Consider the following 15,153-nt stretch of genomic DNA (forward strand, 5'->3'; position numbering starts at 1 on the left):
ATGCACTCTTCCTTTGATTCTCTGATAAAACAGTATCCCTTCCCCATTGCTGAACAGCTGCGCCACTGGGCGGCTCGCTATCCCTCGCGAATTGCTGTCGTTGATGCCAAAGGCTCGCTGACCTACAGCGCGCTCGATCTTCGGGTCGATGAGCTTGCTGCAGGGTTATACTCGCTGGGTTTGCGTCCGGGAGAACATGTGCTTATCCAACTCCCCAACGGCAACGCATTTGTGATCCTGCTGTTCGCGCTGTTAAGACTGGGCGTTATCCCTGTTCTGGCGATGCCATCGCAGCGGGCGCTGGATATTGACGCGCTGATGGCGCTGGCGCAACCGGCCGCTTATGTGATTCACGGAGAAAGCCACGCGGACCTGGCCCGCCAGATGGCGCGCAAACACGCCTGCCTGCGGCAAGTTCTGGTCGCAGGTGAGACCGAAGGCGACGATTTTACGCCGCTCTTCTCGCTGCGCGGCGAACGGCAGGCGTGGCCGCAGCCCGATGCTGCCGGCACCGCGCTGCTGCTGCTCTCAGGCGGCACCACCGGGACGCCAAAGCTTATCCCGCGACGGCACGCTGACTATAGCTATAACTTCAGCGCCTCCGCCGAACTGTGCGGCCTTAAGCCACAGAGCGTGTATCTCGCCGTCCTCCCCGTGGCGCATAACTTTCCGCTGGCCTGCCCCGGTATTCTGGGAACCCTTGCCTGCGGCGGAAAAGTGGTATTGACCGACAGCGCCAGCTGCGATGAGGTGATGCCTTTAATCGCTGAACAAGGCGTGACCCACGTCGCCCTGGTACCGGCGCTGGCGCAGCTCTGGGTGCAGGCCAGAGAGTGGGAAGACAGCGATCTCTCTTCGCTACGCGTCATTCAGGTGGGCGGCGCCCGGCTTGACCCAACGCTTGCTGAGCAGGTTATCTCGACGTTTGATTGTCCCCTGCAACAGGTATTCGGTATGGCGGAAGGCTTGCTCTGCTTTACCCGGTTGGACGATCCTATGGCCACCGTTCTCCACAGCCAGGGGCGCCCTATGTCTCCCCTGGATGAAATTCACGTCGTTGACGAAGAGGAGAACGACGTTGCGCCCGGCGAAACGGGACAGTTATTAACGCGCGGTCCTTATACTATTACGGGCTATTATCGCGCTCCCGAGCACAATGCGCGGGCCTTTACCGCGCAAGGATTTTACCGTACGGGCGACAATGTCAGGCTCGATGAGGCGGGAAATCTGTACGTTGAGGGGCGTATAAAAGAGCAGATCAACCGCGCCGGAGAGAAAATAGCCGCTGCGGAAGTGGAATCGGTGCTGATGCGTCTGGAAGACGTAAAGGATTGCGCCGTGGTCGCCGCGCCGGACAAGCTGCTTGGCGAGCGGATATGCGCGTTTATCATCGCGCAACGCACTCCCTCTGACTATCAACAGCTGCGTCAAAAGCTGGTCCGAATGGGGATCAGCGCGTGGAAGATTCCCGATCAAATTGAGTTTCTGACCCACTGGCCGCTCACCGCCGTCGGCAAGGTAGATAAAAAGCGCCTGACGGCGCTCGCCATTGAGTGTTATCGCCATTCAGCCCAATAAGCGCCCCGCTACCCGAAACAGGTGGAAATAAACCCGTTTCGGGTAGCAGTGCAATTAGAAATAGTTATCATTTTCAATTCACCATTATCGGTATTTTGGCGTCTCGCCGTTTTTCAGGGATTCATAACAATGAAAATGACACGGTTTTATCCTCTGGTTCTGGGGGGATTTTTACTCCCGGCCGCTGCTCATAGCCAAACCTCACAGCAAGATGAAAGCACGTTGGTGGTCACCGCCAGCAAACAGTCTTCCCGCTCGGCATCAGCCAATAATGTCTCTTCTACCGTTATCAGCGCGACGGAGTTAAGCGACGCGGGCGTTACCGCCAGTGACAAACTCCCCAGAGTGTTGCCTGGGCTGAATATTGAAAATAGCGGCAACATGCTTTTTTCAACGATCTCCCTACGCGGCATCTCTTCGGCCCAGGACTTTTATAACCCCGCCGTTACCCTGTATGTCGATGGCGTCCCGCAGCTTTCGACCAACACCATTCAGGCGCTGACCGATGTGCAAAGCGTGGAGCTGCTGCGAGGACCGCAGGGCACCTTATATGGCAAAAGCGCCCAGGGCGGGATCATTAACATCGTCACCCAGCAGCCGGACAGCACGCCGCGCGGCTATATTGAAGGCGGCGTCAGCAGTCGTGACAGTTATCGAAGCAAACTCAACCTGAGCGGCCCGATTCAGGATGGCCTGTTATACGGCAGCGTGACCCTTTTACGCCAGGTTGATGACGGCGAGATGATTAACCCCTCGACCGGTAGCGATGATTTAGGCGGTACCCGCGCCAGTATCGGGAATGTGAAACTGCGTCTGGCGCCGGACGACCAGCCCTGGGAAATGGGGGTTTCCGCCTCGCGCGAATGCACTCGCGCTACACAGGATGCCTACGTGGCATGGAATGATCTCAAGAGCCGTACGCTGTCTCTCGGCGAGGGTTCACCGGACCCGTACCTACGGCGCTGTACTGACAGCCAGACGCTAAGCGGTAAATACGCTACCGATGACTGGGTTTTCAATCTGATCGGCGCCTGGCAGCAGCAGAATTATTCCCGGACCTTCCCTTCCGGCTCGTTGATCGTCAATATGCCTCAGCGCTGGAACCAGGATGTGCAGGAGCTACGCGCCGCCACCCTCGGCGATACGCGTACCGTGGATATGGTATTTGGGTTGTACCGGCAGAACACCCGCGAAAAGCTAAATTCCTCCTACGATATGCCGACGATGCCCTATTTAAGCAGCACCGGCTATACCACCGCTGAAACCCTTGCCGCCTACAGCGATCTGACCTGGCATTTAACCGAACGTTTTGACATCGGCGGCGGCGTGCGTTTCTCGCATGATAAAGCCAGCACGCAGTATCACGGCAGCATGCTGGGAAACCCATTTGGCGACCAGGGTAAAAGCAATGACGACCGGGTGCTCGGACAACTCTCCGCAGGCTATCTGCTGACCGACGACTGGCGGGTGTATACCCGCGTAGCCCAGGGATATAAACCTTCCGGATACAATATCGTGCCTACCGCAGGTCTTGATGCCAAACCGTTCAACGCGGAAAAATCCATCAACTATGAAATTGGCACCCGTTACGAAACCGCCGATGTCACGCTGCAAGCCGCCACCTTTTATACCCACACCAAAGATATGCAGCTCTACTCTGGCCCGGTCGGAATGCAGACCTTAAGCAATGCGGGGAGAGCCGACGCCACCGGCGTTGAGCTGGAAGCGAAATGGCGGTTTGCCCCCGGCTGGTCATGGGATATCAATGGCAACATGATCCGTTCCGAATTCACCAACGACAGCGAGCTGTACCACGGCAACCGGGTGCCGTTCGTACCGCGTTACGGCGCGGGAAGCAGCGTGAATGGCGTGATTGATACGCGCTATGGCGCACTGATGCCCCGGCTGGCGGTTAATCTGGTGGGGCCGCACTATTTCGATGGCGACAACCAGCTGCGGCAAGGCGCCTACGCCACCCTGGACAGCAGCATTGGCTGGCAGGCGACGGAACGGATGAATATTTCCGTCTATGTCGATAACCTGTTCGACCGTCGTTACCGTACCTATGGATATATGAACGGCAGCAGCGCCGTCGCGCAGGTTAATATGGGCCGCACCGTCGGTATCAATACGCGAATTGATTTCTTCTGATCCAACGATACAGGGATGCAATAATCGCATCCCTGTCATCACCGAATTTAACTCGTTGACGTCAGAAAAACGCCTGGGACAACCCCAGCCAGCAACAAAACCTATATTGTCACTGGCCGGCCTTGAAGATAATTCCATCGGCCTGCTGCTGCCGAAGGAATTCAGCGCTTACTTCGCCGGAATAATCAGCACCTGGCCCGGATAGATTTTATCGGGATGCGTCAGCATCGGTTTGTTGGCTTCAAAAATACGTTGGTAGTCATTAGCAGAGCCATACATCGCTTTAGAGATGGCGCTCAGGGTGTCGCCGGATTTCACCGTATAATAACGACTTTCCGCCCCGCTTTGCGCCACCTTCACGCTGTCATTAACCTGACCAACGCCGGTGACGTTACCTACCGCCACCAGAATTTTTTCCTTATCTTCTTGCGAACCGACATCGCCGGTAACCGTCGCGGTGCCGTCGTCCGCAACATCAATATTGACCTTTTCGGCACCGGGCAGATTAAGACCATCAATATGTTTTTTCAGCTTGTCGGCCTTATCTTCCTTGCTGCCGCCGGAGACGGCGTCCCATATTTTCTCGCCCGCTTCTTTGACAAAATTTAATAATCCCATCGTTCCATACCTCCATTACTGTTTCACGATCAAATATTCATCAGACCGGTTAAGCCCATTTCCAGGATGTCGGTTCTGTTACCCCAGAGCGGCAACCGCCTGAAGCAGCACAACCTGCCATCAAAGTATAATCAATAAGCGTCAACGTGCAGGATATTTGCCCGGATACGGCAGGAAAATCGGTACTCTGCCCAGTGGGCATGACATAAAATCAGGCGTTAACCCGCAGTGATGGCGAAAACGGCTCAGGTCGGGACAATCAGCTGCAGGCCTGGATAGCGCAGCAGCCAGCGTTTTTCCGCGACGCGCTGGCTGAAAATAGCCAGCTTGTGCTGCGCAAATACCGGCGTGGGCCGCAGACGGAGTGCAAACAGATCGTCCAGCCCGTAGGGCGCAATAACCTCAATAAGCCCTGAACGTCCCATTCTGACCGCGATAGCCGTCGCCGTTTCAGGCCAGTACAGCAACGCATTCTCCGTGGAGTGATAAGGTTTATTACCGTTACGTTGATGCATTCTGGCCTGATTCTTCACCGACCAGTTAAAGGCGGATGATTGCTGGCTCAGCCTCTCTTCCAGTGCCCTATCGTCGGCGGCGCTGCCGCTTTTCGCGTCGAACCATACAACATCCACGTCACCCGAAACTGGCCTTTGCCCGTAGCCGTGCAGATGATCCCAGACCGCATCTCTGACAAAGCCGGCGCCAATCCAGCCATCGCTGAGTTCCAGCGCCTGAACGGCGTACAGCGCGTTCATTCTTATCGGGTCGTTTAACAATAATCTCTGCAATTCATCCTGATAGTTCATGATTTCCCTGAAACGGTGATTAACCTGAGTATGCGTCCAATCATAGTATCAACGTTCAGGGGGCGCCGCTTCGGCGCCCCCTTTGTTTAGCGCACGACTACTCCTCGTACGCAGCGTGATGGAAATCAATTTCCCACTGCAGCACATCACCGTAAAGCGCCGACAGCGCCTGCTTTTCGCTTTCACTTAGCGCCATGGCGCAGCGGTCGAGTTCGTTCTTCAGCCAGAGCGCCTGCTGATAAAATTCGTCCTCCGCGTGCATCTCCACCCAGCGGCGCACGTCAGCATCGCTCTGGCGATGTTCGCTCGCCCGTCGGCACCAGAAATAATACATCCACTCCGCACCGAACATCAGAGTAACGATCTGCTCATAGCTTCCCTGCCGGGCCGTCCGCAGCATGCCGTCGCGAAAGCGCTGCACACCGGGCAGATCGTCCGGATAATCAGCGGGAGTTATCCGCCGTTCTGATAACACCTGTTCAAACCATGCAATCTGCGTGTCAACCAGGGCATTCAGGACGCCAATAAGCCAGCGCTGCTGATGAATACCCGGCGCCTTGCTAACCCCGAGAGCAAAAATCGCGATTGCCGTCGCGACAAAGTTGCCCTCAAACGCCAGATAGCGGTTAAAGACGGCTGTCGGCAGACGATCCTGTTCGATATCAGTCACAAAACGGTGCTGCTGCATCGCCTGCCACGCCGGTTGATGTTCGCGCAGCAGGCGTTCGCTAAACGCTTCCATTATGCTTCCTCCAGCGCGGCCTGAGCGACCGACATAAAATGCTTCACCCGGGCCAGCTCAACATCGTTCCACCAGACGCCATCGACCTTCATCGTACTGGCCACAATGACCCCCTGGGTCCGACCGAGGATCTGACTCACGTTGGCGGGCGTCACCCCGGAGCCCACCAGCAGCGGTAGCTCCGTCGCCGCGCGGATCTCGTCAATTTCCTCCATCGTTGCGCTATCGCCCGTGCGCTGGCCGGTCGCAATCACCGCGTCGGCCTCGAAGAAATCCACGTCGCGCGTGAGCTCCTGAATCGAACGATCGGCAACGATGGCGTGGCTACCGTGCTTGACGTGGCTATCGGCAAAGACGCGAATATGTTCAGCGCGCAGCATGCTGCGATAGCGCAGCGCCTTAGCGGCCGCCCCTTCAATAAATCCTTCGTTGGCGATATAGGCGTTGGCCCACTGGTTTACGCGGACGAAATCGGCCCCGCCCGCCAGGGCGATGGCCATCGCCGGGATCGCCGCGTTCGCCAGGACATTAATGCCCAGCGGCACACCAAAACGCTCGCGAACTTTCTCGGTAATCACCGCCATCAGCGCAGAGGTTTCATGACCGATATCCTCAGGTTTGGAAAAAGGAATATCACCATGGTTTTCAATAATCAGGCCGTGAACGCCGCCCGAAATATAATTTTCGGCATCGCGAAGCGCACGTTCAACAATACCGGAGACTGATTTCCCTCGATATTTCGGCGTGCCGGGAAAAGGATCGCAATGAATAACACCAATAACAACTTTATTACGTGAAAAAATAGCTTGTATTGCATTCGTTTTTTCTGCTGAGATAGCAACCATCTTATCCATCCTGTTAAGGGAACACTATGCGTGTTTACGTTACTGGTAATATTACCGTAGATGAAACCTGGTCCATTCCGGATATACCGAAAAAAGGCGCGTCCATTCACGGCATTAAAGTTTCGCAGGATATCGGCGGTAAAGGCGCGAATCAGGCGATTATATTATCCCGCTGCGGAATCGACACACGATTAATTGCCGCCACGGGAAATGACAGCAACGGCGAGTGGATCCGTCAGCAGATAAAAAATGAACCACTGACGCTACTACCCGACGGCCATTTCAATCAACATAGCGACACCTCGATTATTTTAAATAGCGCTGATGGCGACAATGCCATCATTACCACGACGGCCGCAGCCGATACGTTCAACCTTGATGATATTATTCCGCATATGGCGGAGGCCGCCGCGGGCGATATTCTGCTACAGCAGGGCAATTTCTCCCTGGATAAAACCCGGGCGCTATTCCAGTACGCCAAAGCCCGCGGTATGACAACGGTATTCAACCCCTCGCCTGTCAATCCTGACTTTTGCCATCTGTGGCCGCTCATCGACATCGCGGTGGTCAATGAATCCGAGGCCGAGCAGCTTAAGCCTTACGGCGTGAAAACCTTAGTGGTAACCCAGGGCGCGGCAGGCGCCTGGCTGGTTCAGGCGGGTCAGCGCCAGTTTTGCCCCGCCGTCCCCGCAGAGGCGCTAGACACCACCGGCGCTGGCGACACGTTCCTCGCGGTGATGCTGGCGTCCGCGATCCTGCGCGGCGTCGAGCCGGATGCGCTGGCGCTGGCGCACGCCAGCCGCGCTGCCGCCATTACCGTTAGCCGTCGGGGGACGCTCAGCGCGTTTCCCGACGGCCACGAACTCACCGCTCTGTTAGCCGTGAACGGCGCGCGCTGACCTACTTGAACAGCGAACGATAGGTATCGACGTTCGCTTTGGTTACCACCGTGGCCGGAACCAGAATGGTTTTCGGCACGGTTTTACCTGAGGTGATAGCGTTCAGCGCATTCAGGGCTTCAGCCCCCATCTTTTCCGGGTCCTGCTGCAGAACGGCGGTGACGTAGCCGCCGTCAATACCGGAAATCGCCTTCGCCGTCAGATCCCAGCCAAAGACTTTAATATCTTTCTGGCGCCCCTGGTTTTCCACGGCGGCGATAGCACCCAGCAGAGCGGGTTCGCCAGTGGCATAGATCGCCGTCAGATCGGGGTTGCCGGTAATCAGGTTCTCCGCTGCGGTCATTGCTTTATCCTGTACGTTCTGGCCGTCGACGACGTTAGCGATGGTAATTTTCGGATTGCTTTTCAGCGTCTCTTCAAACCCTTTCTGCCGCTGGTTCTGAATGGCCGAGTTCAGCGCGCCGACAATACCCAGCCGCGCCTGGCCGCCCATCTCTTTCTGCACGTAGTCCACGAAGTATTGACCAATAATTCTGCCACCTTCGATATTATCAACGCCAACCTGAGCCGCCTGCGGCCCGGCCGGTAATACGGCATCAATCGCAATCACTGGAATGTTAGCGGCGGCCGCTTCTTTTACCGCGGGCATAATTCCGTTAACGTCGATAGCGGCAACCAGAATGCCTTTAACGCCTTGCTGAATATAGTTTTCTATCGCGTCGTTTTGCGCCACGGGATTATCGTTAGAGTTAAAAATAACTAGATCCTTGCCGCTGGCTTTGGCCGCATCCTGCGCGCCTTTATTCATCAGATTAAAGAACAGGGCCTGCTGATTGATTTGTACCAGCGCATAAGTCGGACCGGCGGCGCCGGCGGCAGAAATAAAACTCATTGATGCCAGCATCGTGGTGGCAACAGCAAGTAAACGCAGTTTTCCGGTGTGAAATAACATCATCAGTATCCTCGTCGGGAATAGTTGATAGCCAGCAGAGTTCCGCGCCGCATGCGAACGCAGAAGGATTATTTTTTGGCGGGCAAATATCGTCTATATGGCCAGAACAATCATCGACCGTTCGGCGGATACCTGCTTAATTTCATTCCGGCAACCGGTCCGTGTCGGTGCGCGACTGGAATGAGTTAAACGGGTTTGGGAATGACTTCCCGGATGATGCGGTAAACTGCCTATACAATTCTCCGCAGATTAAATTTTGTCAAGCATTTATTTCCGGTTATTGTTAGCAGAGAAATTGCTGTATCCACCGCGCTTAACTATGTTACAGATAGCCGATTCTGGCAGAAATGGCGCAGGAAATGAGTATAAAACGCGTATTGTTATCCGATGTGGCAAAGCTGGCGGGGCTGTCGAAGGCAACCCTGTCGCGCTATATGAACAACAGTATTGTGCTACCGCAGGACACCATCGATCGCATCGAAACCGCCATTCGCGAACTGGACTATCGCGGCAATAGCCTGGCACGCCGTCTTAGCAAAGGCGGCAGCGAAACGCTCGGCCTGGTGCTCCCCGATATTACCAACCCCTTCTTTGCCGAACTGGCCGATGCCGCCGAAGAGGCCGCTTCTGCCAGCGGTTACAGCCTGGTACTGTGTATCACCCGCAACAACCCGGAAAAAGAGTGCCAGTTTATCCGCTGGCTGGATACCTGCCAGGTCGACGGCCTGCTGTTCACCACCAACCGCCCCGATAACGGCCTGCTGCGCAAAGAAGTCCAGCGTCACGAACGCATTGTCCTGCTGGATGAAGATATTCCCGGCAGTAAGGTGCCGAAAGTGTTTGCCGATAACGTCCAGGGCGGGCGGATCGCCACCGAAAAGCTGATCGCCGCCGGGCATCGCCATATCGCTTTCGTCGGCGGCCCGGACAAGCTGATGAGCGTACGCGAGCGCTATCAGGGCTTCTGCACCGCGATGGAGCAGGCCGGCCTGAGCTGGCCGCCCGAATGGGTCATGTACGGTGACTACCAGCGCGAGTTTGGCCAGCAGGCGCTGCGGACCCTGTTCAGCCAGCCGGTTCGCCCGACCGCCGTCTTCGCCGCCAGCGACTATCTGGTGCTCGGCCTGCTCGACGGTCTGCGCGCCAGCGGGCTCCAGGCGCCGGAGGCGCTATCGTTAGTCGGCTTCGATGACGCCAACTATGCCGATTTTACCCAGCCGCGGATTTCCACTATCCGCCAGCCCGCCCGGGAACTGGGCCGCACCGCGGTGAACATCATGATGCGTCTGCTGAACGACGATCGGGACATCCCGGCGGAAACCCGCCTGCCGGTAGAGTGGATTGGCCGCGACTCGATCAAGATCTGTTAAGCACGTCCCAAAATGGCGCAAAAGCGCCCGCTTTTGGCGCAAAAAACGATCAATTAACATTTTATTCACTATAATCAGTAAACCGGTTTACCGGAGCGTAATGAATAAACTCTATTTATTACATAAGGTTAAATCACAGGGCTGCTGTGTTGTTCCTGCCCTGGCATGGATGCTGCAATGTTCTTACTGGCGAACAAATATCTTACATAGCGTTTGTCCTGACTGTGCTGGCGAGTGCTCTATTCCGCAGGTAAACCGGTTTACTAGCATGTAAACCGTGTCGGATAGCATCTCTCCCGCAGGATGGCGAACATTTTCCCGGCAACAGCGATGGGAGTTATCAGATGCAGCAGCCACAAACTACCCCGCCAAGGGTGGAGATGATCAATATCACCAAGACCTACGGGTCGATACGTTCATTGCGAGGAGTCAACCTTGAGCTGGCTCCGGGCGAGGTGCTGGGCTTAGTGGGCGATAACGGCGCGGGGAAATCGACCCTGACCAAAGTGCTCTCTGGCGCGGTGATCCCCTCCAGCGGCACGATTCGTATCGACGGTGAACAGCAGCATTTTACGAATCCGGCCGATTCGCGCCGCTGCCATATCGAGATGGTGTATCAGGATCTGTCGCTCTGCGACACGGTCGACGTCGCGGGCAATCTGTTTATGGGCCGCGAGCCGATGAAATCACGCCTCGGTATCCCCTTCCTCGATGAGGCGAGAATGCACGCCGATGCCAGGGAGATGCTAAAAGGGCTCGGGATCTCCATTCCCGATACCCGGCTGCTGGTGCGAAATCTCTCCGGCGGCCAGCGCCAGGCCATTGCCATCGCCCGCGCGGCGGCCTTTGACCCGAAGGTGCTGATTATGGATGAACCCACCGCCGCGCTGGCCGTCGCGGAAGTCGAAGCGGTGCTGGAGCTTATTCGCCGCGTTTCCGCTCGCGGGGTGAGCGTGATTCTGATTACCCACCGCCTGCAGGACCTGTTCCTGGTCTGTGACCGAATCATGGTGATGTATGAAGGTACCAACGTCGCCGACAGACGGGTGGCCGACACCAGCCTGAGCGATATCGTTAACCTGATTGTGGGCGAAAAATTCACCGCCCGCTCTGCGGCTGCACATTGAGGTAACAGGATGAGTATCATGAACTTAAGCAGCTCCCGCATGATCCAGCATTCGCTGCCGCGCCGCCTGCTGCATAACCACTCCGGCGTGGTCAGCATCGCGCTCTTTTTCGTCTTCTGCTGCGTGGTGTTTTCGCTGATCACCAGCAACTTTCTCACCGGCACCAACTGGCTCAACATCATCCGTCAGAGCGCCCCGCTGCTGATTGTCGCGACGGCGATGACCCTGGTCATTACCACCGGCGGTATCGATCTGTCGGTGGGCTCCACCCTCGCGCTGGTCGGCGCGCTTTCCGCTATCGCCCTGAATAACTGGGGGCTGCCGTGGCCGGTGGTTCTGCTCGGCGGCCTGCTGCTCGGCGGATTGGTGGGCGCCATCAACGGCTTCTTTATCGCCTATGAAGGCATTCCGGCGTTTATCGTCACGCTCGCCACCCTGGCCGTGGTTCGCGGCATCGCGCTGCTGGTCACCCAGGGCTACTCGATTCCGGTTCCGGCTGACAGCCTGTTTACCTTTATAGGACGCGCGTGGGTAGTCGGTATCCCCATGCCCGCGCTGATCGGCATTATGATTCTGGTTATCGGGCATATTGTTCTCAATCATATGCGCTTTGGCCGCTACGTGACCGCTATCGGCGCTAACGCCGAAGGCGCGCGACGCAGCGGCATTAATACCAAAGCGGTCACCATGAAGGTCTATATCATCAGCGGGATGGCCGCCGCGCTGGCGGGGATGATCATTACCGCGCGCCTCGGCAGCGGCTCCTCCAACCAGGGCGAAGGCTTTGAACTGCAGGTTATTGCTGCCGTTGTGCTTGGCAGTACCAGCCTGTTTGGCGGCTTCGGTACCATTATCGGTACGCTGCTGGGCGCGCTGTCGATTGCGGTCATTCAGAACGGGCTGATCCTGTCGCATATTTCTCCGTTTTACACCCAGATAGCCACCGGCACCATTATCCTGCTGGCGATCTGGCTGAACACCCGCATTCTCAACCCCACGCGCTCCGCGGCAAAAGGATAGCTGATGAAAGGATCAATTTTTCGCCACCCCACTCCGCTGCCGCTTGGCGTCAGCAGCGGTTACGTGATGACGGTGCTTGGCCCGCTGCCGATTAGCGAAATGGGGGTTACCCTGATGCATGAGCATATTCTGCTGGATGCCTCCGGCAAATGGGTACCGCCCTGCTGCTGTAGCGATCGCCATCTTGCCGAAATGCCGGTGAAAATGGAAAACCTCGGCGAACTGTCGCTGAACCCGCTAATGAGTCGCGATAACTGCCAGCTGTTTGACGTCGACGTCGCGATTGAAGAGCTGACGAAATATCGCGCCCTTGGCGGAGAAACGGTAGTCGACCCGACCAATATCGGTATCGGCCGCGATCCCAAAGCGCTGGCGCGCATCGCCCGTCTGACCGGTCTGAACATTATTATGGGCACCGGCCTCTATCTGGAACCTTCGCACCCCGAGTGGGTAAGAACCAGCAGCGTCGAACAGCTGACCGAACGGCTGATTTACGATCTGGGCGGCGCGGAGGAGAAACCGGAGGTGCTCGCCGGGCTCATCGGCGAAATCGGGATCTCGAGCCGCTTTACGCCGGATGAGGAGAAATCGCTGCGCGCTGCGGGCCGGGCCAGCGCCGCGACCGGCGTGCCGATCGAGGTCCATCTGCCCGGCTGGGAGCGGCTGGGCCATCGGGTGCTGGATATTCTCGAACAGGAAGGCGCCGATTTACGCCATACCGTTCTGTGCCATATGAATCCCAGCTTTGCCGATAAGCGCTACCAGCGGGAGCTGGCGCAGCGCGGGGCGTTTCTCGAATACGACATGATCGGCATGAGCTATTACTACGCCGACGAGTCGGCGCAGTCGCCCTCCGACGAGGAGAACGCCCGCGCGATTCGCGAACTGATTGACGACGGCTATATCCAGCAAATACTGCTGTCGCAGGACGTCTTCCTGAAAACCATGCTCACCCGCTACGGCGGCCACGGTTACGGCTACATACTCAAGCATTTTGTTCCCCGCCTGCGGCGCCACGGCGTCAGCGGCGAACAGCTTGAAACCTTGATGATTGGAAATCCCCAACGGGTCTTTGGCGGATAAAAGGAAAGTCATAATGCAGAAAAAAATCTTACTGGTCGGTGAATCCTGGACCAGCACCTCAACGCACGTTAAAGGCTTCGACCAGTTTGCCACCGCCACCTGGCACACCGGCGCAACGGATTTTCTGGCCGCGCTCGCGGACAGTGCCTACGCCATTACCTATATGCCCGCCCACGCGGCGGCGACAGACTTTCCGCTGACGCTGGAAGCGCTGCAGCAGTGGGATGCGATTATTCTTTCGGATATTGGCGCCAATACGCTGCTGCTGCATCCGGACACCTGGCTGAAAAGCCGCCGAACCGCCAACCGTCTGACGCTGCTGCATGACTACGTGGCCGGCGGCGGCTCGCTGATGATGATTGGCGGCTATTACAGCTTCCAGGGGATTAACGGCGGCGCGCGCTATCGCCATACCGCGGTGGAGAAAGTTCTGCCGGTCCGCTGTCTGGCGTGGGACGATCGCATTGAAACCCCGGAGGGTTGCTATGCCGAAGTGACGGAATCCCACGCCCTGTTCAATGATATTCCGGGCGAATGGCCGTGGCTGCTGGGCTATAACGAAGTAGAAATGCATCCGGAAGGCAAACTGCTGGCGACGGTCGCCGGTACCGGTCATCCGCTGCTGGCCATTCGCGAGTATCAACAGGGTCGCTCGCTGGTGTGGACCAGCGATATGTCGGCACACTGGCTGCCGGAAGAATTTGCTCAATGGCCCGGCTATCGCCAGCTGTGGATTAACTGCCTTGACTGGCTGACGGAACGTCGCTGATGGCCGCCACCCTTGAGCTCGCCCGGCAGCTGCTGGGCTTTAACACCATCAACCCGCCGGGCAGCGAAGCAGACTGCATGCGGTTCTTCGCCGACTGGCTTAACGATCGCGGTTTTGCGGTTTCGCTGTCGTCGTTCGGCGAGGGACGCTGCAATCTTATCGCCAGGCTGCACGGGGCGAAGACCGGTAAACCGCTGGCCTTTACCGGTCATCTGGATACCGTGCCGCTGGGAAATGCCCGGTGGCAGTACGATCCTTTCGGCTCGCAGATAGAAGACGGGCGTCTTTATGGCCGCGGGTCCAGCGATATGAAAGCGGCGATAGCGGCGTTTGCCGTCGCCTGCGTTCATCAGCGGGAAACGATCCTCGCCGGACGCGGCGCGGTATTGCTGATTACCGGCGGAGAAGAGACCGGCTGCGACGGCGCACGGGCGCTGATCGCCTCCGCGACGTTGCCGGACGTGGGCGCGCTGATCGTCGGTGAGCCCACCGCCAACTATCCGGCGATCGGCCATAAAGGCGCGCTCTGGCTACGCTGCGAAACGCGGGGAAAAACCGCCCACGGTGCGATGCCGGAGCTGGGGATAAATGCTATCTATCTTGCGGCGGATGCGCTGGGTAAGATTCAGCATTTTTCCCCTGGCGCGGCGCACCCGCTGATGAAGCAGCCTACCCTCAACGTCGGACGTATCGAAGGCGGACTCAATATTAATTCCGTGCCGGACCGCACGCGTTTTGATGTCGATATCCGCAGCGCGCCCAATTTACAGCACGCCACTATCCGGCAGCGCTTGACCACGCTGCTTGGCGAAAGCGTCACGGTATCCACGCTGGTCGACCTGCCCGCCGTACTGAGCCGGGAGGATCATGCGTGGATTAAACAGGTTTATCAGCGCTGCCAGCCGCTGCACGCTAAGCCGATTGAACCGCGCGTGGTGCCCTATTTTACCGACGCCTCGCTGCTGCTGCCTGCGTTGGGCGATCCACCCTGTATTATTCTCGGTCCCGGCGAGCCGTCTATGGCCCATCAAACCGACGAGTACTGCCTGCTCAGCCGGCTGGAGGAGGCTGAGCAGCTATACGGAGACATTATCCGCGGCTGGATGGCGTAGCCGCCCGCGGCGAAGGCAAAGAATGGGTGACACTGTCACTTTAAAGCGCATACCAGGCGATCGGCGTTTGAATAATATCGC

At 57.3% G+C, this 15,153-nt stretch carries 14 protein-coding genes; 9 read left to right on the plus strand and 5 right to left on the minus strand.

Translation table 11 applies throughout. The features are described 5' to 3' along the window. Together ybtE and fyuA are read left to right on the plus strand one after the other, a co-directional pair. Complete coding sequence (gene ybtE / locus ABLV30_RS16055; RefSeq protein ID WP_265799957.1) at positions 1 to 1,578, plus strand: yersiniabactin biosynthesis salycil-AMP ligase YbtE; 1,578 nt, start codon at positions 1 to 3, stop codon at positions 1,576 to 1,578. A gap of 129 nt (positions 1,579 to 1,707) precedes the next feature. Beyond that, complete coding sequence (gene fyuA / locus ABLV30_RS16060; protein WP_348865625.1) at positions 1,708 to 3,729, plus strand: siderophore yersiniabactin receptor FyuA; 2,022 nt, start codon at positions 1,708 to 1,710, stop codon at positions 3,727 to 3,729. 168 nt (positions 3,730 to 3,897) lie between these two features. Here the strand turns inward: fyuA and lysM are convergent, their stop codons facing one another. The 4 genes from lysM to ABLV30_RS16080 form a co-directional block, all read right to left on the minus strand. After that, positions 3,898 to 4,347, minus strand: a complete 450-nt coding sequence (gene lysM / locus ABLV30_RS16065; protein ID WP_004850940.1) for a peptidoglycan-binding protein LysM — start codon at positions 4,345 to 4,347, stop codon at positions 3,898 to 3,900. Positions 4,348 to 4,592: 245 nt separating this feature from the next. Then, on the minus strand, positions 4,593 to 5,153 hold the full coding sequence (locus ABLV30_RS16070) for a nucleotidyltransferase family protein (RefSeq protein WP_048262816.1): 561 nt from the start codon (positions 5,151 to 5,153) through the stop codon (positions 4,593 to 4,595). A gap of 97 nt (positions 5,154 to 5,250) precedes the next feature. Next, on the minus strand, positions 5,251 to 5,895 hold the full coding sequence (locus tag ABLV30_RS16075) for a TenA family protein (RefSeq protein WP_265799962.1): 645 nt from the start codon (positions 5,893 to 5,895) through the stop codon (positions 5,251 to 5,253). After that, entirely contained in the window at positions 5,895 to 6,740 is an 846-nt protein-coding gene (locus tag ABLV30_RS16080; protein WP_004850952.1) for a BtpA/SgcQ family protein, read from the minus strand. The genes ABLV30_RS16075 and ABLV30_RS16080 overlap by 1 nt, the downstream gene beginning before the upstream one ends. A gap of 26 nt (positions 6,741 to 6,766) precedes the next feature. On the opposite strand from ABLV30_RS16080, the gene ABLV30_RS16085 reads away from it, so the two are divergent. After that, on the plus strand, positions 6,767 to 7,639 hold the full coding sequence (locus ABLV30_RS16085) for a PfkB family carbohydrate kinase (RefSeq protein ID WP_064374677.1): 873 nt from the start codon (positions 6,767 to 6,769) through the stop codon (positions 7,637 to 7,639). 1 nt (position 7,640) lies between these two features. Here the strand turns inward: ABLV30_RS16085 and ABLV30_RS16090 are convergent, their stop codons facing one another. Beyond that, entirely contained in the window at positions 7,641 to 8,594 is a 954-nt protein-coding gene (locus tag ABLV30_RS16090) for a substrate-binding domain-containing protein (RefSeq protein WP_048262825.1), read from the minus strand. A 344-nt stretch (positions 8,595 to 8,938) separates the two neighbouring features. On the opposite strand from ABLV30_RS16090, the gene ABLV30_RS16095 reads away from it, so the two are divergent. The 6 genes from ABLV30_RS16095 to ABLV30_RS16120 all read left to right on the plus strand — a co-directional run bounded on the left by ABLV30_RS16095 (position 8,939) and on the right by ABLV30_RS16120 (position 15,072). Then, a complete protein-coding gene (locus ABLV30_RS16095) occupies positions 8,939 to 9,961 on the plus strand; it encodes a LacI family DNA-binding transcriptional regulator (protein ID WP_038424520.1) in 1,023 nt (340 codons plus the stop codon). A gap of 380 nt (positions 9,962 to 10,341) precedes the next feature. Continuing rightward, positions 10,342 to 11,088 (plus strand): ATP-binding cassette domain-containing protein, encoded by a 747-nt coding sequence (locus ABLV30_RS16100; protein ID WP_025106325.1) that lies wholly within the window; start codon positions 10,342 to 10,344, stop codon positions 11,086 to 11,088. An 18-nt stretch (positions 11,089 to 11,106) separates the two neighbouring features. After that, the gene (locus tag ABLV30_RS16105) at positions 11,107 to 12,108 is read left to right on the plus strand and encodes an ABC transporter permease (RefSeq protein WP_014229399.1); all 1,002 of its coding nucleotides are present in this window, start codon (positions 11,107 to 11,109) and stop codon (positions 12,106 to 12,108) included. A gap of 3 nt (positions 12,109 to 12,111) precedes the next feature. Next, the gene (locus ABLV30_RS16110; protein ID WP_014229400.1) at positions 12,112 to 13,191 is read left to right on the plus strand and encodes a phosphotriesterase-related protein; all 1,080 of its coding nucleotides are present in this window, start codon (positions 12,112 to 12,114) and stop codon (positions 13,189 to 13,191) included. Between the two features lie 13 nt (positions 13,192 to 13,204). Further along, positions 13,205 to 13,960 carry a glutamine amidotransferase gene (locus ABLV30_RS16115; protein ID WP_014838512.1) on the plus strand — a complete coding sequence of 252 codons (756 nt, stop codon included), beginning with the start codon at positions 13,205 to 13,207 and terminating at the stop codon, positions 13,958 to 13,960. After that, on the plus strand, positions 13,960 to 15,072 hold the full coding sequence (locus tag ABLV30_RS16120; RefSeq protein ID WP_348865626.1) for a M20 family metallopeptidase: 1,113 nt from the start codon (positions 13,960 to 13,962) through the stop codon (positions 15,070 to 15,072). Before ABLV30_RS16115 ends, ABLV30_RS16120 begins: the two co-directional genes overlap by 1 nt. Positions 15,073 to 15,153 lie beyond the last annotated feature (81 nt).

Origin of the sequence: Klebsiella sp. CN_Kp113 (assembly GCF_040064585.1) — a bacterium.
GTDB classification, from domain to species: Bacteria; Pseudomonadota; Gammaproteobacteria; order Enterobacterales; family Enterobacteriaceae; genus Klebsiella; species Klebsiella michiganensis.

Excerpts from the sequence above, each read along its gene's own strand:
- ABLV30_RS16105 (WP_014229399.1), top strand. The coding sequence starts at position 11,107 with ATGAACTTAAGCAGCTCCCGCATGATCCAGCATTCGCTGCCGCGCCGC.
- ABLV30_RS16110 (WP_014229400.1), top strand. The coding sequence starts at position 12,112 with ATGAAAGGATCAATTTTTCGCCACCCCACTCCGCTGCCGCTTGGCGTC.
- ABLV30_RS16100 (WP_025106325.1), top strand. The coding sequence starts at position 10,342 with ATGATCAATATCACCAAGACCTACGGGTCGATACGTTCATTGCGAGGA.
- ABLV30_RS16085 (WP_064374677.1), top strand. The coding sequence starts at position 6,767 with ATGCGTGTTTACGTTACTGGTAATATTACCGTAGATGAAACCTGGTCC.
- ABLV30_RS16070 (WP_048262816.1), bottom strand. The coding sequence starts at position 5,153 with ATGAACTATCAGGATGAATTGCAGAGATTATTGTTAAACGACCCGATA.
- fyuA (WP_348865625.1), top strand. The coding sequence starts at position 1,708 with ATGAAAATGACACGGTTTTATCCTCTGGTTCTGGGGGGATTTTTACTC.
- ABLV30_RS16090 (WP_048262825.1), bottom strand. The coding sequence starts at position 8,594 with ATGATGTTATTTCACACCGGAAAACTGCGTTTACTTGCTGTTGCCACC.
- ABLV30_RS16075 (WP_265799962.1), bottom strand. The coding sequence starts at position 5,895 with ATGGAAGCGTTTAGCGAACGCCTGCTGCGCGAACATCAACCGGCGTGG.
- ABLV30_RS16080 (WP_004850952.1), bottom strand. The coding sequence starts at position 6,740 with ATGGTTGCTATCTCAGCAGAAAAAACGAATGCAATACAAGCTATTTTT.
- ABLV30_RS16095 (WP_038424520.1), top strand. The coding sequence starts at position 8,939 with ATGGCGCAGGAAATGAGTATAAAACGCGTATTGTTATCCGATGTGGCA.
- ABLV30_RS16115 (WP_014838512.1), top strand. The coding sequence starts at position 13,205 with ATGCAGAAAAAAATCTTACTGGTCGGTGAATCCTGGACCAGCACCTCA.
- ybtE (WP_265799957.1), top strand. The coding sequence starts at position 1 with ATGCACTCTTCCTTTGATTCTCTGATAAAACAGTATCCCTTCCCCATT.
- lysM (WP_004850940.1), bottom strand. The coding sequence starts at position 4,347 with ATGGGATTATTAAATTTTGTCAAAGAAGCGGGCGAGAAAATATGGGAC.
- ABLV30_RS16120 (WP_348865626.1), top strand. The coding sequence starts at position 13,960 with ATGGCCGCCACCCTTGAGCTCGCCCGGCAGCTGCTGGGCTTTAACACC.